The 24,622-nt window shown below is 59.1% G+C and carries 22 protein-coding genes; 4 read left to right on the top strand and 18 right to left on the bottom strand.

All coding sequences use genetic code 11. The features are described from left to right. Position 1: 1 nt before the first annotated feature. From EX00_RS20580 to EX00_RS20555, 6 genes are read right to left on the bottom strand one after another with little or no spacing between them, the layout of a single operon-like run. A complete protein-coding gene (locus tag EX00_RS20580) occupies positions 2-934 on the bottom strand; it encodes an ABC transporter permease (RefSeq protein WP_047462062.1) in 933 nt (310 codons plus the stop codon). A 12-nt stretch (positions 935-946) separates the two neighbouring features. Next, positions 947-2,563, bottom strand: coding sequence for an ABC transporter substrate-binding protein (locus EX00_RS20575; protein ID WP_047462060.1), 1,617 nt, complete (start codon positions 2,561-2,563; stop codon positions 947-949). Positions 2,564-2,596: 33 nt separating this feature from the next. Further along, positions 2,597-3,709 (bottom strand): mandelate racemase/muconate lactonizing enzyme family protein, encoded by a 1,113-nt coding sequence (locus EX00_RS20570; protein ID WP_047462057.1) that lies wholly within the window; start codon positions 3,707-3,709, stop codon positions 2,597-2,599. 24 nt (positions 3,710-3,733) lie between these two features. Continuing rightward, positions 3,734-5,212 carry an NAD-dependent succinate-semialdehyde dehydrogenase gene (locus EX00_RS20565; RefSeq protein WP_047462054.1) on the bottom strand — a complete coding sequence of 493 codons (1,479 nt, stop codon included), beginning with the start codon at positions 5,210-5,212 and terminating at the stop codon, positions 3,734-3,736. 4 nt (positions 5,213-5,216) lie between these two features. After that, positions 5,217-6,467, bottom strand: a complete 1,251-nt coding sequence (locus tag EX00_RS20560; RefSeq protein ID WP_047462051.1) for an iron-containing alcohol dehydrogenase — start codon at positions 6,465-6,467, stop codon at positions 5,217-5,219. A 24-nt stretch (positions 6,468-6,491) separates the two neighbouring features. Further along, positions 6,492-7,496, bottom strand: a complete 1,005-nt coding sequence (locus EX00_RS20555; protein WP_047462048.1) for an Ldh family oxidoreductase — start codon at positions 7,494-7,496, stop codon at positions 6,492-6,494. A 26-nt stretch (positions 7,497-7,522) separates the two neighbouring features. Here EX00_RS20555 and EX00_RS20550 point away from each other — a divergent pair, with 26 nt between their 5' ends. Then, positions 7,523-8,275: a GntR family transcriptional regulator gene (locus EX00_RS20550; RefSeq protein ID WP_234709066.1), complete on the top strand. Its 753-nt coding sequence runs from the start codon at positions 7,523-7,525 to the stop codon at positions 8,273-8,275. A gap of 103 nt (positions 8,276-8,378) precedes the next feature. On the opposite strand, the gene EX00_RS20545 is transcribed toward EX00_RS20550, so the two are convergent. Beyond that, positions 8,379-9,284, bottom strand: a complete 906-nt coding sequence (locus EX00_RS20545) for a LysR substrate-binding domain-containing protein (RefSeq protein WP_052210825.1) — start codon at positions 9,282-9,284, stop codon at positions 8,379-8,381. Positions 9,285-9,374: 90 nt separating this feature from the next. Between EX00_RS20545 and EX00_RS20540 the strand changes: the two genes are divergently transcribed. Beyond that, positions 9,375-10,490: an HlyD family secretion protein gene (locus tag EX00_RS20540; RefSeq protein ID WP_047462039.1), complete on the top strand. Its 1,116-nt coding sequence runs from the start codon at positions 9,375-9,377 to the stop codon at positions 10,488-10,490. Positions 10,491-10,493: 3 nt separating this feature from the next. Further along, positions 10,494-12,077, top strand: a complete 1,584-nt coding sequence (locus tag EX00_RS20535; protein ID WP_047462038.1) for an MFS transporter — start codon at positions 10,494-10,496, stop codon at positions 12,075-12,077. A gap of 346 nt (positions 12,078-12,423) precedes the next feature. Here the strand turns inward: EX00_RS20535 and EX00_RS20530 are convergent, their stop codons facing one another. From EX00_RS20530 to EX00_RS20500, 7 genes are all read right to left on the bottom strand, one after another. Beyond that, complete coding sequence (locus tag EX00_RS20530) at positions 12,424-13,206, bottom strand: 1,6-dihydroxycyclohexa-2,4-diene-1-carboxylate dehydrogenase (RefSeq protein ID WP_047462035.1); 783 nt, start codon at positions 13,204-13,206, stop codon at positions 12,424-12,426. Further along, positions 13,203-14,219 carry a benzoate 1,2-dioxygenase electron transfer component BenC gene (gene benC / locus EX00_RS20525; RefSeq protein WP_047462032.1) on the bottom strand — a complete coding sequence of 339 codons (1,017 nt, stop codon included), beginning with the start codon at positions 14,217-14,219 and terminating at the stop codon, positions 13,203-13,205. Before benC ends, EX00_RS20530 begins: the two co-directional genes overlap by 4 nt. A 17-nt stretch (positions 14,220-14,236) precedes the next feature. Beyond that, positions 14,237-14,728, bottom strand: coding sequence for a benzoate 1,2-dioxygenase small subunit (benB, locus tag EX00_RS20520; protein ID WP_034482505.1), 492 nt, complete (start codon positions 14,726-14,728; stop codon positions 14,237-14,239). Between the two features lie 84 nt (positions 14,729-14,812). Then, the gene (gene benA, locus EX00_RS20515; protein WP_047462029.1) at positions 14,813-16,183 is read right to left on the bottom strand and encodes a benzoate 1,2-dioxygenase large subunit; all 1,371 of its coding nucleotides are present in this window, start codon (positions 16,181-16,183) and stop codon (positions 14,813-14,815) included. Positions 16,184-16,248: 65 nt separating this feature from the next. Continuing rightward, positions 16,249-17,178: a catechol 1,2-dioxygenase gene (gene catA / locus EX00_RS20510; RefSeq protein WP_047462822.1), complete on the bottom strand. Its 930-nt coding sequence runs from the start codon at positions 17,176-17,178 to the stop codon at positions 16,249-16,251. 83 nt (positions 17,179-17,261) lie between these two features. Further along, the gene (catC, locus tag EX00_RS20505) at positions 17,262-17,552 is read right to left on the bottom strand and encodes a muconolactone Delta-isomerase (RefSeq protein ID WP_047462026.1); all 291 of its coding nucleotides are present in this window, start codon (positions 17,550-17,552) and stop codon (positions 17,262-17,264) included. A gap of 4 nt (positions 17,553-17,556) precedes the next feature. Further along, complete coding sequence (locus tag EX00_RS20500) at positions 17,557-18,708, bottom strand: muconate/chloromuconate family cycloisomerase (protein ID WP_047462024.1); 1,152 nt, start codon at positions 18,706-18,708, stop codon at positions 17,557-17,559. A gap of 94 nt (positions 18,709-18,802) precedes the next feature. Here EX00_RS20500 and EX00_RS20495 point away from each other — a divergent pair, with 94 nt between their 5' ends. Next, positions 18,803-19,741 (top strand): LysR family transcriptional regulator, encoded by a 939-nt coding sequence (locus EX00_RS20495; RefSeq protein ID WP_047462022.1) that lies wholly within the window; start codon positions 18,803-18,805, stop codon positions 19,739-19,741. Positions 19,742-19,861: 120 nt separating this feature from the next. Here EX00_RS20495 and EX00_RS20490 read toward each other — a convergent pair whose 3' ends face one another. The 4 genes from EX00_RS20490 to EX00_RS20475 form a co-directional block, all read right to left on the bottom strand. Continuing rightward, the gene (locus EX00_RS20490) at positions 19,862-20,785 is read right to left on the bottom strand and encodes a MipA/OmpV family protein (RefSeq protein ID WP_234709065.1); all 924 of its coding nucleotides are present in this window, start codon (positions 20,783-20,785) and stop codon (positions 19,862-19,864) included. A gap of 453 nt (positions 20,786-21,238) precedes the next feature. Beyond that, positions 21,239-22,522: a VOC family protein gene (locus tag EX00_RS30830; RefSeq protein WP_080761286.1), complete on the bottom strand. Its 1,284-nt coding sequence runs from the start codon at positions 22,520-22,522 to the stop codon at positions 21,239-21,241. Beyond that, a complete protein-coding gene (locus tag EX00_RS20480; RefSeq protein WP_047462019.1) occupies positions 22,482-23,543 on the bottom strand; it encodes an ABC transporter ATP-binding protein in 1,062 nt (353 codons plus the stop codon). The genes EX00_RS30830 and EX00_RS20480 overlap by 41 nt, the downstream gene beginning before the upstream one ends. A 1-nt stretch (position 23,544) precedes the next feature. Next, positions 23,545-24,621, bottom strand: a complete 1,077-nt coding sequence (locus tag EX00_RS20475; RefSeq protein WP_052210823.1) for a Gfo/Idh/MocA family protein — start codon at positions 24,619-24,621, stop codon at positions 23,545-23,547. Between the last annotated feature and the right edge of the window lies 1 nt (position 24,622).

Below are 24,622 nucleotides of genomic sequence, written 5' to 3'. Positions count from 1 at the left end.
CTTATCCCCTGATACGCGGGTCGACGAGCGTGTAGATGACGTCGACGAGGAGATTGATCAGGACGACCGATAAGGCGAAGACGACGACACCCCCCTGGATCAGCGGATAGTCGCGGGTCGCGATCGCGCTGATCAGCGTCTCGCCGATACCGGGCCGGTTAAACACCAGCTCGATCGCGACGGAACCGGAAAGCGTCGAAAGCAGACTAAGGCCAAGGCCTGTCACGACGGGCAAAAGTGCATTGCGCAATCCGTGCTTGTAGATGATGTTGCGTCTGGACACGCCCTTCGCCTTGGCGGTGCGCATATAATCTTTCGACAGGACCTCGAGCAAAGAAGTGCGCGTCAGACGGCCGAGAAAGGCGATCTTGACCATGGCGAGTGTCAGGGCCGGAAGCACCAGATGGTAGAGGCGATCGATGAACCCCTCCCCGCCTCCATTGATCGGAAACCAGCCGAGATTGAGCGAAAAGGCGATCAGAAGCAGCGCGCCCAAATAGAAGTCCGGAATGGCGTAGCCGATGAGGGAGAAGATCCGCATGCCGGAATCGGGCAAGCGATTACGCTTGACCGCGGCCATGACCCCAAATGGCAGGCCGAAGACGACGCCGATCAGCGTCGCAAAGATCGTGAGCTCGATCGTATAGGGGAGGTTCTCGGCGATGATGTCGGCCACCGGCCTATGCTGCATCAGGGACGACCCGAAATTCAGGCGGATCATGTCCCACAGGAATGAAAGATACTGCTGCCAGATCGGGGCATCGAGACCTGTCTGCGACCGGAAGAGCGCAAGTTGCTCTGGCGTTGCATAGTCGCCGAGCGCCACAAGCGCTGGATCACCGGGCAATATTCTCAAGGCTACAAAGACAAGCGTCAGGACCAGAAAGATTGTCGGTATGGCATCGAGTAGTTTGACGGAAATAATACCAGGCATGATGATCTCCGCTCAGGCTACGCGCTTGGCTTTTGCGAGCGACCAATAGGCCGGACCGGATTCGACCTTATAGCCGATATCGATGCGCGGGTTTCTCGCGACCACGTAGGAGAGTGCGATGACGCCAAGCAGCGGCAGGTCGGTGAGGACCTTCTTTTCGGCTTCCTGGATGATGGCAATGCGCTTGTCGAAGTCAGGCTCGGCCTGCGCTTTGGCGAGAAGGTCATCGATGCCGGGAATAGCGACGCCGTAATGGCTGAAGTTGCCCTGCCCCTTGCCATCGGCCTTGACTTCGGCGGACGCTGCCAACTGCGACGACAGCGTCAGTGTCGGCACCGGCGGATAGCTTGATGAGAGAAGCGGAAGCGCGTTCTTGTCCTGGCGATTGTCGGAGTGAAACGTGGTGTGATCGATGATTTTCAGATCGAGATTGATGTTGGATGCACGCAACTGCTCCTGCACCATCAGCATGATCGAGGCATAGTCTTCGCGCTGGCTGACGAAGCAGGGAATGGTGACACCACTCGGAAAGCCGGCCTCCGCCAGCAGCGCCTTCGCCTTCTCGGGGTCTGGCTTGTACTGCAGCTCCGGTGGCAGGTCCTCTATCTTGACAGAGCCCGCGAACTGCGAGGCGATGACGCCGACCATCGGGCTTGCAATGCCCTGGAAGGCGGCCGCGATCTGGGCATTGTCGATGCCGTAGCGGATCGCCTGTCGTACCTTCAGGTTATCGAGCGGCTTGCGGGTCAGATTGATGTTCAGCGTGTTGTGACTGCCTGGCGCCGTCGCGTCGAAGATCGTGGTTGGCGAACGCTGCTTCATAGCGTTGATCCAGCCGGGTGATCGCACGCCCTCGACCATGTCGACTTGGCCCGAAGCGAATGCAAGGGTCCGCGCTGTCGTATCGGCAATGAAGGTAATGCGAAGATTGGCTGTCGCCGGCGATCCATCAAAATGGTCCGGGAAGGCAACAAGATGCAGGCCATTGGTTGGGCTGAAGGATTGTAATTGGTAGGGCCCGGTGCCGACCGGATCTGTATTGAAGCCCTCGCCCTTTTCCTCAAATGCCTTTCTGGACAGGATCGACACGCTGAGCGTGGAGGCGCAGCTGCCGTTGAACAAGGGGTCGGGGTTCTTGAGCGTGAAACGAACCGTCATCGGATCGACGGCCTCGCAGGTCGCAATGTTTGCGTAGAACACTTTGTTCGAGGTCACCAGTTTCGGATCGATTTGCCGCCCGAAGGTAAAGACGACGTCGTCTGCGGTAACCTCGCCGTGGCCTTTGTGAAATTTGACGCCGTTGCGGATCTTGTAGGTCCAGGTCTTTGCGTCGTGGGAGGACTCCCAGCTTTCGGCGATACTTGGCAAAAACTCGTCCGGCTTGACGGCCCAGCGGCCTTCCGGCGGCTTGACGAGCGTGTCGTAGATCTGGTTGACCGCCCAGTTGTCGCCACCGTTGAGGCCGGTCTGCTGGGGGTTGAGACCGACCGGCGCGCGCGAGGCAAGCGCGATGGTAATCGTGTCATTATCCGCGGCTTGCGCCGGGGCGAATCCGAGGTTCGATCCAACAGCCATGGTCGCTGTCGCCAGTCCGGATTGAACCAAAAATTCTCTGCGTGAAACGCTCATATTCCCTCCTCCCAAAGGTTTTGTAGTTAGACGTCAGAACTGGACCGCGATCCTGCGGCTCTCCATTTCGGCGGTGTCAAACACCATGCCGAGGCCCGGCGCCGTCGGTAGTTCGAACCGCCCGTTCCTGGGCTCGGACGGATTGACGAACACGGACGCACCTCTTTCCCAATTGTCCGCCAGCTCGACGGGCTTGGCCAAATGCATGATGGTGCTGAGCACATGAATATTTGCGAGATGACCGACCGTTGGCTGGGTCTGATGCGGCACGAGCTCGACGCCGGCCGCCTGCGCAAGTGCTACGCATTTCATCATTCCGGTGATCCCACCCATCTTGATGATGTCGGGCTGCACCATTCTCACGCCCGCGTCGATAAGATCGCGAAGAGCCTGCAAGGTATAGGTCTGCTCGCCGGCCGAAACCGTGATGTCGAGACGCTGCGCCACCTCTCCCATGGCGCGCACATTATAGTGCTGAACCGGCTCCTCGAACCAAGTGTAGCCGAGCTCTTCCAGTGCGCGCCCGACACGCATGGCGCCGCCGACCGAATAGCCATTATTGGCATCGAAACCGAGCACGAAGTCGTCGCCGAGGAGCTTTCGCACCGCCTTCGCCTTGGCGATATCACCGAGAATATCGACGTCCTGACGGCTGCGATCGCCATCCCAGCGGATCTTGACCGCCGCCGGATTTTCCTTCGCAACACGCCGCTCGACGACGCGCACGACCTCATCGACAGTCCGGGCTGCGTTGCCACCGACGGACGAATAGCAGGTGAGGCTGGTCTTCCATGCACCGCCCAGGAGCTTGTAGACCGGCTGCTTGAACAGTTTGCCTTTCAGGTCCCAAAGCGCGATATCGAGTGCCGCAAGCGCTGCCGTCGCAATCCCCTCCGGACCAAGCTTCACACAGCGATGGAAGAGTTCGTCAAGAAGCACGCCATGATCGAGCACATCCTTGCCGATCAGGAACGGCGCCATGTCCCGAGCGATGACGACGAGTGAGGCGTAGCCGCCCTGCATCGGCGAGGCTTCTCCAAGGCCGAACTCCCCGTCTTCGGCCTCGATGCGGACGAAGGCGCTCTTTGCGCCATTTGGGCCATCACCCAGTGAAAGCTGGAATGGCTCAATTTTGGTGATCTTCAATGCGTATTCCTCCCAATTCAGATGTCACCAGGTGACGGCAATGTATTTGGTCTCCGAAAACTCCAATATTCCGTGATGAGCACCCTCTCGTCCGAGACCGCTCTGCTTGACACCTCCGAACGGAGCGGCCGGATCGGACACCAGACCACGGTTGAGCCCGACCATTCCGGCCTCAAGCTTTTCAGAAACACGCAACCCGCGTGCGAGATCGCGGGTGTAGACATAGGAGATCAGCCCGAATTCGGTGTCGTTGGCGGCCGCGATGACCTCGTCCTCCGTCTTGAAGGGCGTCAGCGCCGCGACCGGACCGAAGATTTCCTCGCCAGTAATCGCCGCTTCCGCGGATACGCCGGTGAGAACGGTGGGCGGAAAATAGAAGCCGTCGCCGTCAAGCTGCTTGCCGCCCGTCAACACCTTGGCACCGCGTCTGGTTGCGTCGGCAACAAGACCGCCGATGCGCTCAAGCGCACTTTTGTTGATGACCGGACCGCATTGGGTGGTCTTGGCATATCCTGGCCCCACGGTCATCGCGCCCATCCGTTCGGCGAGTTTGTTGGCGAAGGCCTCAATAATTCCGTCCTGGACATAGAAGCGGTTGGCGGCCGTGCAGGCCTCTCCGCCATTGCGCATCTTGGCGACCATGGCGCCTTCGATTGCCGCATCGAGATCGGCGTCGTCAAAGACGATGAAGGGCGCATTGCCGCCAAGCTCCATCGAGCAGGAGATTACCGTGTCGGCCGCCTCGTGCAGCAGCTTTCGACCCACCTCCGTCGAGCCCGTAAACGACAGTTTGCGGACACGCCGATCATGCAGCATCTGGCTGACCACGGGTCCTGATTTTTCCGTCGTAATGACGTTGACGACGCCGTCCGGAACACCCGCCTCGGCATAGAGTTCGGCAAGTGCGTAGGCGGTAAGCGGCGTTTCGGTTGCGGGTTTAAGGACGCAGGTACAGCCCGCCGCAAGTGCCGGTGCGATCTTTCGCGTCGCCATGGCCGCCGGGAAATTCCAGGGCGTCACCAGAACCGCAACACCGATCGGCTGATGCTGGACGATGATCTTGTTTGCGCCGGAGGGCGCCGTCGATATCTCGCCGTTCAGACGAACGGCCTCCTCGGAGAACCAGCGGAAGAATTCGGCCGCATAGGCGACCTCGCCATGGGCGTCACCAAGCGCCTTGCCGTTCTCAAGACTGATGAGTTCGGCAAGCATGTCCTTGCGTTCGATCATCAGCTCGAAGCAGCGACGAAGGATCTCCGATCGCTTGCGCGGCGGCGCCGCCGCCCATGCAGGCAAAGCCTTGTAGGCGGCGGCGACGGCCTCCAGCGCATCGTCGATCGACGCATCGGCGACTGCCGCAATCACGGATCCGGTCGATGGATCGATGACATCGAGCCGCTTACCGGTACTGCCGTCTCGCCACTTGCCGCCAATGAACAGCTTTGTCGGCACCGCGCCGATGTCGAAGCTGATCTGGGAGGTGATCTTCTGGATAATGCTCATACGGTCAGCCTGCCTTTCTTGCGATTGCATCGGCTCTGAGACTTTTGCGGTCGCCACTGAAGGCGACATCGACGAGGATCGCCATGGACGCAGGGTCGAGAGGCCGAGGGTTGTTCTTGATGAGCCGCACACTGCCCATGGCCTGTTCGACCACCTGGGGCAGTTGAGCCTTCACAATGCCGAGATCGGCGATCGTCTTTGGAATGCCGATCGAGGCAAAAAGGCTTGCTACCGCGTCAATCGTTGCGTCTGCACGCTGCTGTGCGGACCTATCCGCAAAAACGAGCCCCATGGCCTGGCCGATCTCGCCGATCTCGGCCTCGCAGTGATTACGGTTGAATTCCATGACATAGGGCATCATGACGGCGACGCCCGCACCGTGGGCGGTATGCGTCATCGCGCCCACCGGATATTGGACGGCGTGTGCCGCAGCCGTTCCTGCCGTGCCGAAGGCGAGACCGGCGGCGGTAGCGCCAAGCATCAACCTTTCCCTGGCCTCGAAATCATCGCCCTTGTCATAGGCACGCTTCAGACTTGCCGCGATATGGGAAATGGCCAGGAGTGCATAGTGATCGCTGAGCGTATTTTTTCCGAGAAAGACATGCTCGTGCACGATGCTGCCCGTTGGCTGACGGCGAATGGTCGTGAATGCTTCTATCGCATGTGTGAGGGCATCGGCGCCGGACACGGCCGTCAGGCCCGGCGGGCAGGAATAGGTCAATTCGGGATCGCATATGGCCGTGTGGCTGATCAGATGCGGGCTTGCGATGCCGACTTTTACGGCCCGATCCGGGTCGGTGATGACTGCAACAGGCGTCACCTCGGATCCGGTGCCGGCCGTGGTCGGAACAAGAACAAGCGGTAGAACGGGGCCGGGAACCTTGAACTCACCATAATAATCCGAGGCACGACCGCCATGGGTGAGCAGAAGCGCTGTCACCTTTGCCGCATCGAGGCAACTGCCACCGCCGATGCCGATCACGAGATCGGCTCCAAAGGCCGCCCCAGCCTCAATGGCGCGGGAAATGCAATCCAGCGGCAATTCGGCGATCGTCTCGTCGAAGACCTTGGTTTCGATGCCCACCGTTCTCAGGCCATCGATGATCTCGCGAAAATCGCCGTCTCCGCTCAGTCGCGCATCGGTCACCACCAATGCCCTGCGCCCGAGAGTGGCCGCGTAACCGGAAAGCGCCCGGCGCTGTCCCGCTCCGAAAACGAGATTGCGTGGCGTACGCAAGGCTCCAAACAGTGACAAGATCTTCTTCCTCCCCTGATGTGACTAGGCTGCTGTTTCAGAAGAGGCGAGCGCCTGCAGGCGAACCCAAACCTCGTCGGATATTGGAACGCCCTCCTTCAATCGCCTGGCGCGGCAGGCTCTTCCCCGTTCGCCGGGGATCAGGACATTCGAAAAGCCGGCGGCCGGCGGCAGGCTGCGGATCTCCTCCAGATAAGCCTGTAGGTCACGTCTCGGCCCATCGATGACAATAAACAAGTCGCCCTTGTTGCAGACATTCGTGTCATCCAGCGTTCCGCGAACCTCTGTCCCGAGTGCCGCGCCTGAAAGGCTGCTGACGATGAGTTCGAACGCAAGGCCCAGCGCGTAACCCTTTGCCTGACCGAAAGGTGCGATCGCGCCCATTTTAGCAGCGTCGGGATCGGTTGTCGGATTTCCGTCCGCGTCAAGTGCCCAGTCGGGCGGAATTGGCTGGCCGCGCCCAGCGTAGTCGTGAATTTCCCCCATCGAAACCAGGCTCGTCGCCGTATCCATCATGAATGGCGCGGCACCTGTTGGAACCGCAATGGCGATGGGATTGGTTCCGAGCATCGCCTTGCGCGCGCCCCACGGATGCACGAGCGCCTCGCTGGTCGACAGCGCAATGATCGTAAATCCCTCCGCGGCGATCCGCTCCGCATACCAACCAAGCATCCCGATGTGATTGGAATTGCGGATCGCTGCCAGCGCAATCCCGTTTTCCCGCGCCCTCGCCTTCAACGCATCCAGCGCCGAGCAGGCGACAACGGGGCCGAGACCGCGTTGTCCGTCGACCGCAAGAAAGCCAGTCCCGCGCCAGTTGTGGCTGCCCTTCGCCTCCGGATCGACAACACCGTTCTTGATGCGACGAATGATGCGATCCAGTCGCAGCAACCCGTGCGAAGGCACGCTCCGCAGCTCAGCTTCCATCAGGAGGTCCACCTGCAAGACGCGATGGTCGGGCCGAACGCCCGCATGCTCCAGAGCGTGTTCCGCCAGCCTTCTCAGCCTCGATGCTTCAACGAGTGGCATAATATCAAATCCGATCGGATATATGATTGCTGTGCGGCCACTATGCTGCTAAGAAATGGGGGCGTCAAGGAGCGAATCTAGAAATGACAAAAGACTCGAAAAACCGGGGCTTCGGAGAAACGGCTATATTGCGGCGCCCGCAGCGGCTCGGAGACGAGGTCTACAATGTGATCTACGCGCAGCTCATGTCGCTGAAGATCCCGCCCGGCGGCAGGATAGCTGTCGACAATCTCGTGCGGGAACTTGGCGTCTCGCAGACACCGATCCGCGAGGCGATGTCCCGCCTTGAGGCGCAGGGACTGGTGAACAAAACCCACCTGATAGGCTATAGTGCCGCACCGCAGCTGGACAAGCCGAAGCTGCAGCAGCACTACGAGATTCGTCTGCTTTTAGAGCCATTTGCCGCGGCACGAGCAGCCGAACTGATGTCAGATGACGCCGTGGCCGAGCTTGAGGCCATAGATGCCGAGATGCGATCGATAAGGCACGAAGATTCAAGGCTGGCCTATGGTGAGTTCGCGCAAAGCGACGGACGGTTTCATGACCTGATAGCCCTTGGAAGCGGCAACGCGCTCGTCCATGAAACGCTTGCGCGCCTGCACATCCATGTCCATCTCTTCCGCCTGTATTTCCATGCACGCGCAACCAGCGACGCAAACAACGAACACGCCTTCATCATAGCTGCTATCAAAAACAGGGATCCGGTCGCCGCCGAAAACGCGATGCGCGACCATATCGAACGATCCAGGATGCGCTTCATGGCGATTTTTCAGGCTTGAAATGCTGGTCGCCAATCCGCGTTGGTGAAACCGCAACAATTCGATTTGCCTTTTTCCGCGCCAGACTGCGAACAACTACGGTTACGATTTGAGTGCCGTCCAGCTACTCTTCCAACGAGGCAAGGAAGTTGGCGACGATGGGGGAGCGGACTGCGGCCGGCCATATCAGGTTCATTTCCATCGGGGGAATTGCTCCGGCGACCTTGACAAATTTAATGCCTGGGAAGGCCAATCGGCCGATCGGCTCGGGAACGAATGCGACGGCAAGGCCTGATGCCACATAGGTCATCAGCGACATGATGTGACTACTTTGACGAACATGTTCGGACACGAGATCCGGAACAGCCGCCATGACGCTGGAAATGTCCAGGTGCGCTCCCGCCTCCGCATATACAGCCAGGCTCTCGGCAGATATGTCTTCGACGGACACAGATTGCAACGACGTGAATCGATGGTCTCCGGAGACGGCCAAAAGCCATGGCCAGGTGCCAATACGTTTTACGGCAATGTCATTATATTCGATGACCTTCGTTGCCGCCGCGTAACCCACGTCCAACTCGTCAAGTCGCAGTGCTGCGATGACCTCACTGCTGGCCATCTCTTCGAGGCTGATGGCAACGTCTGGCCAGCTCGCCTGAAACCTGCGTATCGACGACTGCATAATACCTGCAACGGCGGCATTTGCCCCGTAGCCTATCCGAAGTCGTCCGACCGCACCCCGCGCCACGTCCCTTGTTGTGCGCACTGCGGTATCTACCTGAGACAGCGTCAGGTAACTTTCTTTCAAAAACTGACGTCCCGCCTCGGTCAACTCAACGCGCCGCTTGGTGCGGGCAAGCAGTTGCGCGCCTAGGATTTCCTCAAGGGCCTTGATCTGTGCCGTCAACGCCGGTTGCACAATATGTAGCCGGTCTGCCGCCCGGCTGAAATGGAGTTCCTCTGCAAGCACGGTGAAATACCGGAAATGCCTGAGCTCGATCGCCGTGCGCCGACTGTTTGCTACATCCATCTGATCATTTCCACTGATTAATAACGAAGCAAAAGCTATTGGCAATGATAGACGAGGTTATGCAATTTGTCGCTCGAAAGGACGACACAAATGCTTCACCAGACGCCACCACTCCCGCTCCAACACGCAGTTCAAACCGACAATGAAAAGCAATCCTCAGCGCGGACGCGGGGCTACAGCAAGCTCTTCGTTCCCATGGCGGTCGTCGGTGTCGTTGGTGTGCTGGTCGCGATCAGTTCGGCGCGTTGGGATCTCTGGCAAGCGGGTGCGAACGTGCAGACCACGGACAACGCCTATATCAGAGCCGAGCTTAGCCGTCTGAGCGCTCGTGTGGCAGGCAACGTCAGTAGAGTGGCTGTCGATGATTTTGATAGGGTGAAGAAGGGCCAGTTGCTGGTTGAGATTGAGCCGGCGGATTATCGCGCCAAGCAGATGCAAGCCCGGGCTGCACTCGATTATGCCGTCGCGCAGTTGGTGAACCTTGCAAACCAAAAAGAGCTTCAAAGGGCCGCTATAAGGCAAGCAGAAGCCCAAAAGACGGTCGCCGACGAAAATGCCGCACTCGCCAAGCAGGAGGCGGATCGGCAGGCCGCCCTGCTGAGATCGGGTAGCGGCACCCAACAAAAGAACGATCAGGCTCAGACCCAGGCAAGATCGACCACTGCAACAGCCGAGGCGGCTGATGCAGCCGTTAACTCGGCCAAAGCTCAATTGGAGGTTATCACGGGTCAAGAGCCGCAACTCGTGGCGAACGTTGATTCGGCAAAGGCGCAGTTGCAGACCGCAGACTTGTCCGTAGACTACACCAAAATTACGGCTCCGTTCGACGGCGTGGTCAGCGAACGGCAGGTTCATGTGGGCGACTATGTCACCGTTGGATCCAATGCCATCACCATCATTCCCCTGCCCCAAGTCTATGTCATCGCCAATTTCAAGGAAACGCAGCTTTCGAGGATGAAAGAGCAGCAACCGGTGACGTTGACCGTCGACGCTCTTCCGGATCAGACGTTCAAGGGCCGGCTCAGCCGCCTCTCCCCAGGTGCAGGATCACAATTCGCGCTGCTTCCGGCGGACAACGCGACGGGGAATTTTACCAAAGTCGTGCAGCGCGTGCCGGTTCGGATTGATTTCGACAAAAACATCGACCTTGGGCAATTGCGCCCCGGCATGTCTGCCGTCGTTTCCGTCCACGTCGCGGGAGAATGACCGATGCGCAATATTCTTCGGTTGCCGCCGCGAGGAACGGCGCGCCCGACGCATCACCCGATCCTGGCGGTTTGTGCCGTTCTCCTTGGCCCATTTATTGTCGGCTTCCATAGCCGCCTTTTCGGGATCGGATTGGTCGATCTTAGAGCTGCCTTTGGATTGGGTGTCGATGAGTCAGCTTGGCTGAACACACTCTCAACTGCACCGCAGATCGTGCTTGCCCCTTGCGTGGCATGGTTGGCCGCAACCTTCGGGGTACGGCGCGTGACGGTCATCCCCGCCCTGCTGTATGCCTTGCTGTCTCTCGCCATCCCATTCGTTCGACAGTTCGAACTTCTGGCACTTCTGCACGTAATACACGGCACGCTACTTGGTGTCTTCGTCCCGGCTACCCTGCTGATCATCTTTCGGAACCTTCCGGTCAGATGGTGGGTCTCGGCGATCGCGATCTACGCGTTCAGATCGGCATTCACGGCGAATGCCGGGACCGCCCTCTTGGATTTCTACGTTCAGCACCTGGGCTGGCAATACCTCTACTGGCAGGATGTTGCTCTTGCTCCCGTCATGGCCATTCTGGCCCTGTTTGGTGCTCCGCATGAGGAGGTCGACCAGGATCTTGTACATGATGCCGACTGGGGAGGAATGCTTTTGCTTGGTTTCGGTCTGGGGTTGCTTTTCGTCGCCATAGATCAAGGCAATCGGCTGGACTGGTTCGAAAACGGCTTTGTCACGGCGGCTATTGTCGGCGGATGTGTGCTCATAGTGGCGTTTTTCGTGAATGAGGCCGTTGTCAAAAAGCCATGGGCGAACTTCCGGGTCGTGGGTGCGCGCAACATCGCTTTGCTTCTGTCGATCGCGCTTCTGTATTTGCTCAGTGCACTTTCGAACACCAGCCTTATATCGAACTACCTCTCCACTTTGCCGCAGCTTCGTCCCGAACAGATTGGTCAAACCCTTGTTATCTGGTGCTGTATTCCCCTGTTCATGCTGACGCCCATGGCGGTTTGGGCGATGCACCGGATAGACGGTCGATGGGTCCTTCTCATCGGACTATCCTGCTTCGCGTCGGCGGCACTTTTGGGAACGGGCCTGACGGGCGACTGGAGCGGCGATAATTTTCGCACGATGTGCGTGCTTCAGGGGGCCGGCCATATTCTGACATTCCTGCCGATCATCGTCCTGACAATCGGCAATGCAAGCCCGCGCAATGCAACGGCCCTTGCCGCCTACATCCAGGTCGTTCGCCTGCTCGGCACCGAGACCGCACAGGCCCTGATGACAACATTCCTTCGCAAGCGCGAACAACTATACTCGTTTCTCATCGGATTGAACGTGGAGAAGGGCGGTGACCTCCCCGTCGCAGCGCTTTCAGGCCTGACGAGGCGCCTCGCTCCTCTTGGGCAGGCCACTGCTCAACTTCGCGGCACAGGTATTCTTGGCCAGGCCGTCCAACGGCAGGCAAATGTTTTGTCCTTCATCGATGGCTTCTGGGTTACATTCTGGGCTGCCGCAGCCGGGCTCGTTGTCCTGGCATTTGTCACAAAGGCACCGCCCGGCCCTCTCACCAAATCTCACCTGACCGTATGACGGCGTGCCGAGCGTGCGCCACGACTGGCCCTTCCGAACGAACGCCATGTCTCGCCCAAGCGGCTCGAAACCGGCTTGACCGCTTCTCAGCCAGTGCTGTTCGCTCTCCATAGAGCGGCGGCCACGGATCCTGTCCAACTATTCAATCCATCCCTCGTTCAAACAACGCTACGGCCGTTCGAGCCGCGATCGAGCAAGGCCTGATGGAACTGTCGTTCTCGCTGCCCCTGACGAAGCCCGCTTGGCACCCATTGGTCTTGTGGGGGCACAGAGCGGGATTGTCACGCTGCCGTTCGCCGATTGAATGTCGAACCGGTTCTGCGCACCGGCCATTGGAAATGGTAAGTCAGCCGCTATCACCGCCTCCGACGGGCAGGATCGTGCCCGTGAGGTAGGATGCCTCATCGGACGCCATGAACAGGATCGCCTGCGCCTGTTCTTCCAGCGTCCCATATCGCTTCATGAAGCTCGATTGCTTGGTTTGCGCGACGACCTCGGCCATCCAGCGGCGGTCGTCCTCGGATTGCTCTTGCGCGTTGCGTGGAACGCGCCGGGCGGGCGCTTCGGTGCCGCCGGGCGCGACCGCGTTCACCCGAATGCCGCGCGTGGCGTTTTCCATGGCGAGTGACACTGTGAGCGCATTTACCGCCCCCTTGGCGGCTGAATAGGGTACGCGGTTGATGCCGCGCGTGGCGATCGATGAAACATTGACGATCACCCCTTGACCGGCCGCGATCATGATCGGCAGAGCCGCGCGGCAACACCACATGGTCGGGTAAAGGGACCGTTTGATCTCCGCTGCAATCTGCTCCTCGCTGAAGGCTTCATAAGGGCGCATCCAGATCGCGCCGCCGACATTGTTGACGAGGATGTCGAGGCTGCCTGCCCGGTCATGGGCCGCGGCGATGGCCGTTTCAGCTCCGCTCCAGCTCTCAAGATCGGCCGTGATGGCGAATGCCTTGCCGCCGGAAGCCGTGATCTCGGCCGCCGCCTCATAAACCAGTTCAGACCGATCGACGAGCGCCACTTCGGCCCCTTCCCGTGCGGCGCGAATGGCGACTTCGTGACCGATGCCCTGGGCCGCGCCTGTCACCGCCATCACCTTGCCGATAAAACGCCCGCGGTTCATTGCGCGGTCTCCGACGGATTGAACTTCTCGTAGTGGAAGACGGCCGGTTTGACGCCGATCGTGTCGAAATGCCTGCGTACCGCCTCCACCATGAGCGGTGGACCGCAAAGATAGACATCGCAGTCGCCGCCATTGAGGTCATCGGCACCGAAATGGTCGGTGACAAAGCCCTTCATCGACGCGGCGCTTTCCGGGTCGGACACGCAAACGTCGAAGCTGAAGCCCGGAATGGTTTCGGTAAAGGCTCTCAATTTTTCTACTTCCACGCGGTCGACATCGCGCGTCACGCCATAGAGCAGGCGGATTGGGGGAGCGATCCTACCACCCTCGGCCAGGTGTCCGAGCATCGCGAGGAAAGGCGCGAGACCCGTGCCGCCGGCGAGGAACAGCGTCGGACGAGCAATTTCGCGCAGATAGAAGGCACCTGATGGACCCTTGATCGTCAGGTGATCACCCGGCCTGGCACGATCCGACAGATAGCCCGACATCAGGCCGCCCGGAATGTTACGAACCAGGAATTCCACCCGGCCATCAGACAGGATCGACGAGAAGGAATAGGCGCGGCTGGCTTGGGTCTCCGGGACGGAAACCTGAACATATTGCCCCGGCAGAAAGTTCAAGGCTTCGGGCTCATCGAGCGCCACGGAAAAGCCGATGGTGGTTTCGGACAATAGCCGCACCTCCGCAAGCACTGCGCCATATTCCGCCGGGCCGCTCTTGCACATGGCGGAGGTGGCCGGCACGGAAATCACGCAATCGCTCTTCGGTCGCATCTGGCAAGTCAGGACAAAGCCCTGCTCGCGCTCGTCATTGGAAAGGGCGTCCTCGATGTAATCGCCAAGCTCGAAGGAGCCTGCTTCGACTTTGCACTTGCATGTGCCGCAAACGCCATCGCGGCAGTCCATGGGAATGTTGAGCCGTGCGCGATAGGCTGCATCGACAAGCACTTCGTTGGCGCCGCAATCGAGGAAACGGGTTACGCCATCCTCGAAATTCAGGGCTATTCTCGGCATGGTTTCCCCCTCCCCGATCAGACGTGGTAAATGTCGATGACGTGGTGGATGTAGTCGTTGACGAGCACGATCTTTTTGCGCGAAATCAACATCTGACCGCCGGAGACATCCAGCGTGTAGACGTTCACGCCGTAATGCGTATCCGTCGTCTTGTAGCGAAAGTTCTGGGTCGTCCAGTTGAAGCGGATCTCGAGCTTGTCATCGCTCTGCGTCAAGATCTCGACATTCGAAATGTGGTGCAGCGTGCGCGGCTCGGGCAGGCTGGTGGCGCTGGACCGATCGGTGCGGATGCGGAAGATGCGATCCTCCAGCCCTTGTTTGCTGGGGTAATACATCAACGAGATTTCGGTCTGTGGATCTTCCGTCAGGCGGTCGTCGTCATCCCAGGCAGGCATCCAGAACTCTACATTCGGAGCATAGAGTGCGAGCCAGTTGTCCCAGTCGCGGTCGTCCAGATAGCGGGCCTCGCGATAAAGGAATTCTTCGACCTCTTGGCGTGAAATAGTCATAGTTTCTCCTCCCGCATCCTCGAGCGGGTAATTTCCCAGGCAAGCGTGGCCCTAAAGCGCACTTGCGCAATTCGTTGCTGTTGCTCAGCTCGTCGGGTCGCGCCCGATGGCTTTCTGCAAGGCCTTCTTCCAGTAACTGTGCTGGACGACAAACAGCCCCTCGTCTTCGGTCTTGGCGCCTGACAGGATCGGCTTGAGGCCGATCGCGGCCGCACCCTCGTCGGGCCCCTCAATCCAGTGCGTGGCGCCGCGGCTGAGGTCGTTCCATTGCGCATGGCGTGCCTGATAGCCGATCTGGCAGGAGCGGAACTCCTCGAGATCATCTGGTGTCGCCATGCCACTGGCGTTGAAGAAGTCCTCATATTGACGGATGCGGCGCGCCCGCGCCTGCGCGCTCTCGCCCTTGGGGGCGATGCAAAAGATCGTCACCTCGGTCTTGTCAACGGCAATCGGACGATACACGCGGATCTGCGACGAGAACTGATCCATTAGGTAGACGTTCGGATAGAGGCAGAGATTGCGTGAGCGCTCAATCATCCAATCCGCCCAAGCCTGGCCGAATTTTTCGGTCAGCTCGGCACGTCGCTCATACAGTGGACGATCCTCCGGATTGGCCCACCGTGTCCAAAGCAGAAGATGGCCATGATCGAAGGAATAGAAGCCGCCCCCCTGCTTGGCCCAGCCGCCGGCATCCATGGCGCGGGTCATGTCTTCCTTGTTGGCGGCCGCAATTGCTTCCTTGCGATGCTGGGTGGTTGCGGCATAGTTCCAGTGGACGGAAGAAACGTGATAGCCGTCGGCACCATTTTCCGTCTGCAGCTTCCAGTTTCCGTCGTAGACATAAGTTGAGCTGCCCCGCAGCACCTCGAGCCCATCTGGCGATTGATCGACTACCATGTCGATGATCTTGCTCGCCTCGCCCAGATGCTCCTCCAGGGGCAGCACGTCCGCATTCAGGCTCGCAAACAGGAAGCCGCGATAATTTTCAAAACGCGCGACTTTGGTCAGATCATGCGAACCGTTCTTATTGAATTGCTCCGGGTATCCGGCGCCATTCGGCTCCTTCGCTTTCAACAGCTTGCCCGTGTTGGAGAACGACCAGCCGTGAAAGGGGCATGTATAGGTCGACTTGTTCCCGCGCCTGTGACGGCAGACCATGGCGCCGCGATGCGAACAGGCATTCAGGAAGCAATGCAGCTCGCCGTTCTTGTCGCGCGAGATCACGATCGGCTGACGGCCGATAAAGCCGGTCAGGAAGTCGTTCGGGTTTGGGACCTGGCTCTCATGGGCGAGATAGATCCAGTTGCCCTCCCAGATATGCTTCATTTCCAGTTCGAACAGGTCTGGATCGGTAAAGATGTCCCGGCGGCAGCGATAGGTGCCAGCAATGCTGTCCTCGACAACCGAAGCTTCGAGCCTGTTTTCGACACGGGGATCGACGGTGACGTCCAGCATGGTTTCTCCCTCCTTGAAACGGGAGTGCAGGCACAGCTGCACTCCGCGGATTTTACCAAGCGGCCTCAGGCTGCCTGAGCGCGCTCGCGCTCGACAATCGTATCTGCCACTCCCTCGACGGCCGGTATCAGGACAAAGTCGAAGTCGATCGAGGCATACGGTTCCTGCACCTGGTTCTCAGCCATCAGCCTTGGGTCGTTGATGCGTGTAATCGGCGGGATCAGATCCTCGCGCGTGCCGAACGCGAAATCATCGAAGAGATAGGGATCGTCCTCGATGTTGATCTGGGTCGTCAGATGGCGGAAACCCTTCGCCTCGATGAAGAAGTGGATATGAGCCGGTCGATTGCCATGGCGACCGACAGCAAAGAGGAGCTTCTCGGTGTTGCCGCCCGGAGGGGTGGAATAGCCGCTCGGCATGATGCTGCGGAAGCGATAGCGGCCATCGTCGTCGGTAACGATGCGGCGGCGGAGGTTATACGCCGCCTGGTCAGGATCGAAATGTGAATAGTTTCCGCGAGTATCGGCATGCCACACGTCGACAATCGCGCCAGCGACCGGTCTACCCTCCTGGTCGCGAACTTGGCCCTGCATGAAAAGCGCCTCGCCCTTATCTGACCCGTCGTCAAGGCGGGCAAACCCGGCTGATTTTGGCGCTCCGGCGATATAGAGCGGACCTTCGATTGTGCGCGAGGTACCCCCGGCAAGCCCCGCGCGCCGCTCTTCTTCATCGAGTCTGAGATCGAGGAAATGTTCGAGCCCGATGCCAGGCGCAATTAGACCAAGTTCGTTGCTGCGGCCAGCAGCACCGAGATAGGCGACAGCATTCCAAACCTCGTTCATGCTGATGTCGAGATCGTCGATTGCCTGGAACAGATCCGCCAGAAGGCGGTTGACGACCTCCTTCAATCGTCGGTCGCCGCCTTCCACATCAATTCCGCTGGCGCGACGCGCCAGGTCGTGAATGACGATCCTGTCGATAAGATTCTTTGCCATGACATCCTCCTTTGGCATGGACGGCCGCCTTGCGCCGTCCGTCATCATTGGTCCTCGCCTCTCCCTGGCGGGAACATGCTTTCTCAGTCGTCGTCGTCATGGATCGACGAAGGATGCCGACAGAGCGGCACGACCTTGACATCCATGAAGGGAAACAGCGGTAAGGTTGACAAAATCTCGTGCAACTCGGCCGGCCCGCTGACATCGAAAATGCTGACATTCGCATACCGGCCGGCGATGCGCCAAAGATGGCGCCACGTGCCGGACCGCTGCAGCTCCTGCGCCCGTTCTCGCTCGGTAGCCTTGAGCTCCACCGCGACATCTGCTGGAAGATCGTGTGGCAGATTGACCGTCATCTCGACATGAAAAAGCATCGCCTCACCCCACCACACGCAAAGTCGAGGAAGGCTTGCCGTCCCTGCGAAAGCGCTCGACAGCGCTTTCGCATAGCATCACCCCGAGGCCTGGGCCGCTCGGCAGCTGCAGCTCGAAGTTGTCAAAGCGCAGCGGCTCCTCCAGTATCTCCTCGGTCAAAAGCAATGGACCGAAGAACTCCGTGCCCCATTCCAGATCCTTGACGCCCGCCATGAGATGGGACGCGGCAATCGTGCCGATCGGCCCTTCCAGCATGGTGCCACCATAGATGCTGACGCCGGCAGTCTCGGCGATCGCGATCACCTTGGCGGCGGCAAAAAGGCCTCCCGCTTGCTCGATCTTGATGGAGAAAACGTCGGCAGCCCGAGCGTTGACCGCCTCGAGTGCGCTTTCAGGCCCCACCAGGACCTCGTCCGCCATGATAGCGATCGGAGATGCGCGTGTCAGGCGGGCAAGCTCCGCGATGCCCTGCACTGGCTGTTCGACGAGCACGCAACCGACGTCAGCGAGCGCCGAGATTGCCTTGCGCGCCTCTCGCTCCCGCCAAGCCATGTTCACATCGACGCGGATGGACGCCATGTCCGGCAGTGCCTTGCGGATTGCAGCCACGTGACGAATATCCTCGTCGATCGACTTGACGCCGATCTTCAGCTTGAAGTCCTTGTGGCGACGCCGATCGATCATTGCCTGAGCCTCGTCGACGTCTTTGGCCGTGTCGCCAGAAGCAAGCGTCCAGGCGATCGGCAGGCTGTCGCGACGCCGACCTCCGAGCAATTCCGACAACGGCAGGCCGAGGCGTCGCGCATGGCAATCGAGCAAGGCGGCCTCGACCGCGCATTTTGCGAAATGATTACCCTTGACCGCCTTGGCAACGGCATCCATTGCCAATTGAACGCGCGTGGCATCCCGGCCGATCAAAAGCGGCGCGATATAGGTGTCGATCGTCAGCTTCATGCCTTCGGGACTTTCCGGACCATAGGCGAGACCGCCGATGGTTGTCCCCTCACCCAGACCCTCAACACCATCGGAACAGCGAACACGGACGATCGTCATGCTCTGCCGGCTCATGGTGACCATCGACAGGCGATGCGGCCGTATGGTGGGCAAATCGAGTATAATGGTCTCGATCGTCGAGATCCGGCTTTCCGCAGACACCGCTCTTCCTCCGCTGATTGCAGGGACGCTATCGTTCTGTTTGAAATTCGTCCAAAACTATAAAAGTTGGATTCGATACCTTGGAGGTATAATCATGGAGTTGCGGCAGTTACGCTATTTCCTCGCCGTCGCTCGTGAGCGAAACTTCTCGCGTGCAGCTGAAATCCTGCACATCGCTCAGCCGCCCCTCAGCCGACAGATCCAGCAGTTGGAGGAAGAGCTGGGCGTGTTGCTCATCGACCGTTCGAGCCGCCCCCTCTATCTCACCGAGGCGGGGCGCTTCCTCTACGAGCAGGCTGCACAGATCATCGCGCGGACCGAGCACGTGCGTGAGCAGACACGCAAGATCGGCTTATCGAAGCGCGAGCGCTACATCATTGGCTGTGTAGGCTCGACGCTCTACGGCGGCACACCGGATCTCGTCCGCCGGATGCGCGAGCGCTGGCCGGATCTGGACATCGAGATCAGGGAGATGATGTCGACCGAGCAGGTCACCGCCCTCAAGGAGAGGCAGATCGACCTTGGCTTCGGAAGGGTTCGGTTCAACGACAGGGAAGTTGAGCGCCTGACCCTGCGCGAAGAGAGATTGGTCGTCGCCTTCCCAAAGGGGCACCCGAAATCGGCGGCGAAGGATTCCATAATGCTCAGCGAATTGCAGGGTGAATCCTTGATCGTCTACCCATCGACACCCAGGCCGAGTTTCGCCGACGAAATCCTCAATTTGTTCGGTGAACTCAGTATCGGTTTCGCCCATGTCGAGGAGGTTCGCGAAATCCAGACAGCGCTCGGAATGGTCGCCGCCGGTACCGGCATCTGCGTCATTCCCGCTGCCTCCCAGCGTCAGCGCCCTGACGACGTCTGCTACCGCATGATCGCCGACGAACAGGCGACCTCACCCATTATCATGAGCTATCGCAGCAACGAGGCCAACGGCAGGATCGAGCAGATCAAACAGCTCATTCGTGAAATGTACGCAGACAATCCGCCCTGGCTTCAGTTGTCGAATGTCCGGTTGGATGCGCCCGATGAATGATGGGCCGAATGAGCGCTCCTCAGACGGACATTGATGCTGTTCCATTTAAGCAGCATCGAGGTTCTCTACCGTATGCTTGGGTTGGCGCGCCCAGATCCTGAGCGCGCCATCTTAACGGTGTCAGAACCGGTATCCCACTCCCAGCATCGCAAATGGCTGGACGTCGTTTTTAACAATTGGGCTGTCCTTCGCATCCCCCATCAGGAAACCAACACCGGTAGCACCAGTGACCAACCAGCTCTGCGTCAGCATGTAGGTTACCGATCCCTTCAGATCGACGCGCTTGATCCCCGCCTTTGCGTCGTATTGCGCCAAGCCAGAACGGGCAGATTGATCTGGGGTCACACCGAAATATGCGGCCATATATTTGTCATCTGCCCAGGTCGCGGATGCTTCGGCGGAAAAAATGAAGCGTTCATATCGATGAGAGGCTTTGGCCCCAAAGGTGCCGGTCAACCCCTCGCTGCCGCCGATCGTCTTGTCCAGTGTCGCATACACCTCGAACGGCCCTTTTTCGTAGCTGACGATCCCACCAACAACGCCGCCGGCCTCGATATCGCCCAAGCCCCGCAGGTAGTGAGAATCATCCTCTTTGCGGCCGAGATCATATCCGCCTGTCACGCCGACGCGGAAGCCGTCCCGCTCAAAAAGGTCAACGGTGACGCCCTCGACGTTGACATGGACCCTCTCCCCGAAATCGGCGGAGAAAATGGGAAAGGGCTTAATTTCAAATTTGTCCGACCCTTCATATTCCGGCATGTAGATTGCCCCGGCGCCCATCGTCACGTTCCAGTCGTGAAGCTTGCCTCGAAAACCGCCGTACTGTCCGGTATCGAATTGCTCGGAAGGGGCGATCGGCGCATCGCTTGCTCCAAGGTCCGCCGCAAGGGTGGTTAGCGGAAAGAGTACCCAGGCAGCGGCCAATGCCGTGATCTGAGCTCCAATCTTACGTGTTCTTTTGGTTTCAAAGGAGGCCGGGAGGCCTTTCGACGCCGTCGTGTGACATCCGTTTTCCTGACGATGTCGAATATTTTGGATCAGCAAATCATACTCCTAACTTTGATCGGCGAAAGAAAAGCTCATTCTTTCCTCGCAGCGGAACGGAAGGCGCAAACCTGGGAACCAGGTTGACCCATCTGTCACCAGTGGCGATTGATCCAACGAACAGGAGAATTGATACAGCTTATAGCTGTTGCGCCCCGTCTTCTGGTCCCCACCATGGTATATCCTGGCGCTGACAGTGCCGGCGAACAATTGCCGCAGCATTACAAGGCTCTTAAGACTGCTGCAAAATCTCAACGCAACGGCATTCCGCCCGCGATCACCGGCCTGCGCAATGGTCGTGCCGAGCACCGTGATGTGAAATGGGCGATGACTATAGCTTCGCTCGAGGCTGCAGCAGCTGCGGGACCACCGACACTGAGTAAGCCCGTCTTGTGGCGAATTCCGGTAGGGCGCGGGTGCCTGAGATTGCGCGCACCCGCAAAGGCGGTACTTCTACAATCGGCGTAAGCGCGCAATGGCTTGATACTGCATACTATCAGTCGCCATTTCCATGAGCTCGATGCGGTTTCCCTCCGGGTCCTTCATCCAGGACTGCCGATTGCCATCGAGGCCAACCCTTATTGCCGGCCCCTCGACCTCGTCCAGTGCGGTCGCGTCGGAGCGCCATTGGCTCATCGTCGCCCCTCGTTGCATCAGAGTGGTGACGGTGTAGTCGAGATCCGCGACCTCGAGGCACATGTGATGCATACCGCGCGCGTTAGGGGCAGCTGGCTCGTCTCCGACGCCCCATGGGAAAAGCTCGAGATATTGCCGATCGTTCAGTCTCAGATAGACGATGAAAAGCGAACCGTCGTCGCGGAGCAATCGAAACATCTCCGGCAGGCCGATGATACGAGTGTAGAAATCGAGCTCCTTCTCGATGTCGCGGACCATGAGCGTCACATGCGTATATCCCTCGAAGAGATTGCCGGCCTTAAACGAACTCAGCCTTTCGTGCGCTGTCTTCCACCGCGAAAGGAACCGGCCGAGATCAGTCGGTGCATCGTGTTCGGCGACATGGACCGCGAGGCGCGGAAGTGTGGACAGCGTCGCGAAGATTGGACGCCAATCTGACGTGCCGTGGCCAAGATCGGCCCAGCCGCCCTCCGGTGCCGTGGCAAAGTTCGGCTGGAGATCTTTGAGATGAACCGAGACAATGCGCCCCGACCATTTCGTCAGCCATGCAATCGGATCGAGTCCCGCACGCAGGATCCAGCCAATGTCGGCTTCCCAGTCCATCCCTGGCGCCTGTTCGAGAAGAATCTCCATCGGTACCGCACCGTCGCTCAGCGTCACCATTTCGAAATCGTGATTGTGCCAGGCGAAGCGCAATCCGAGCTGCCGCAGTTTGTTTTCGATCTCGTTCAGGCGGATTCCCAGCGCCTGCCAGCCGACTAAGGTGGAGGGTCGTTCATCTGGCGGCAACCAGGGCCCAATCAACGTTTGGACGCCCAGCTTGCGTGCAATCTCGACCGCTTGGTCGAAATCGCCTTCGAGCAATTGGAGGGGGACATGGGCCTGCGGCATTTTCAGGCCGCGGGCATCAAGTGCTGCACGGAAGCCCTCGGGATCTTCGAAGTTCTGGAAAAAACCCTCCACGCCGTTGAAGCCAAGATGGGCAATCTGGTCGAGCACGTTCTCCCACGGCAGAAAATCGCGGGCCGAGAAAAGCTGTACGAGAGTGTGCATGTTATCCTCAATGTGTAAGGCGGATACCCGTGGACGGATCAAAGACATGGATACTGTCTTTGGGAAAGGAGATGCCGAGGGTTTCGTTGGCGCCGATCGACAAGCGCTCACGGAAGGAGGCGTGGATCGTTTCAGACCCCAGGGACAGTGCAAGCACCGTCTCGGCCCCCGTCGGTTCATCGACGATGATGCGGCCTTTCATGCCGCCATCGGAAAGAACGATGTGCTCGGGGCGGATTCCGGCCAGAAGATCCCGTCCTTGCGCGATCGCTGCTATGCGCTCAGGCAGGTCGAAGGAAACGCCGCCTTTCGTTATGAAGCGCGTGCCTTCGGCCCGGCCCGCAAGCAGATTCATCGCGGGCGAGCCGAGAAAGCCGGCGACGAATAGGTTGGCGGGATAATCATAGAGATGAAGCGGCGCTCCGACCTGTTCAATGCGTCCACCGTTCATGACCACAATCCGATCGGCCATCGTCATTGCTTCGACTTGATCATGGGTGACGTAGATGGTCGTGGTCTTCAGTCGTTTATGAAGAGCCTTGATTTCCGTTCGCATCTGCACGCGCAGCTTGGCGTCAAGGTTCGAAAGCGGCTCGTCGAAGAGAAAAACCTGGGGGTCGCGCACGATGGCGCGCCCCATCGCCACCCGTTGTCGCTGTCCGCCGGACAGTGCCTTGGGATATCGATCAAGAAGATCGGAAAGGTTGAGGATTTCGGCCGCCGAGCGAACCTTTGCCTCGATCTCCGCCTTCGGACGGCCCGATAGCTTCAGGGAGAAGCCCATGTTTTCGGCCACGGTCTTATGCGGATAGAGCGCGTAGGATTGAAAGACCATGGCGATGTTTCGATCCTTCGGCGCGACGTCGTTGACGACCCGACCGCCAATGTCGACGGCACCACCGGAGATCGGTTCAAGCCCGGCAATCATGCGAAGGAGCGTCGATTTTCCACAGCCGGACGGGCCGACGAGGATGACGAACTCGCCATCCTGGATTTCGAGATTGACGCCGTGCATGACGCGGAAACTGCCGTATTCCTTGACGACGTCTGAGACAGTGACTGAAGCCATCTTACCCCCCGAGTTTCTGCATGATCTGCGCAAAGAGTTCCAGATCGAGACGTGCGTCGACGACATCGGTCTTGATGGTCGCGCCCTGCGTGATCGCCGCATGGAACCGCCGCCATTCCGCAACGAAACTATCTTGCCGGCTGCTATGCCCCCGAGAAACGGTCACACCATGGGGACCGTCCGCCGAAGTGACCGTCAGCGTTGCGGGTTGGTGGCGTATGTAAGGAGTGTCATAGTCGACCCGCACCATCTTTTCAGGCGTATAGACTTCAATATGTGCACCGAAACGGGCGATCCGATCGATACCGGTTTCAAACTGGCATATGAAATCCCCGTAATCGAATTGGATGGTCACGAACCAACCCTCGCGCCGAAAATGGGCAGATAGAACGGCTTTCGGCATGCCCAGCATTTCCCGCATCGCGGAGACGTCATGGGAGGACAGCCCCAAAAGCAGCTTGTAGACAAATGCGCGCGGTCCTTCGTCGGTGCCAACCATGGAACGAATGGCTCGCGCATCGGCGGCCGCGTTGGCCGCCTTGACATCCAAGGGGACATCGTCGCCCCTTATCACCTTTGATGTCGGTTCGATGAACGCGGAATTGGGGCCGATAACGTCGTGGACGCGTGCAAAATTGATGGTTCCGAGGAGTGGAGCAATCAGTTCGACAGCCTTTTCAAATGCCGCCGCGTGCCGGCGCATGTAACCAACCTGGACGATCCGATCTGTCTTGATCTGTTCTTCAGCGATGGCGTCCGCTTCAGCCAATGTCATGCACATCGGCTTTTCTATCAGCACGTGCTTTCCCGAACGCATTGCCGAAATGGCATGGGATGCATGCAGCGCATTCGGCCCGGCGACGAGAACGGCGTCGATGGTCTCGTCGCTCAGCAACGCCTCCATATCCGCATATGCCTTGGTGCCGGGTAACGAAGCAGAGAGCTGCGTTGTTACCGATGGGGACGCATCGTGCACGGCGCCGATCACGAAGTGGTCGTTGAGTTGTTTCAATGTCGGTATATGGAGGATCTGGGTGGCTTCGCCGCAGCCGATAATCCCGATATTGAGCACTGTCATG

The organism is Martinezella rhizogenes, from assembly GCF_000799715.1.
Lineage (GTDB): Bacteria > Pseudomonadota > Alphaproteobacteria > Rhizobiales > Rhizobiaceae > Rhizobium > Rhizobium rhizogenes_C.
The sequence above is the reverse complement of the archived record's forward strand: the minus strand, read 5'-3'. Positions and strand labels throughout refer to the sequence as shown.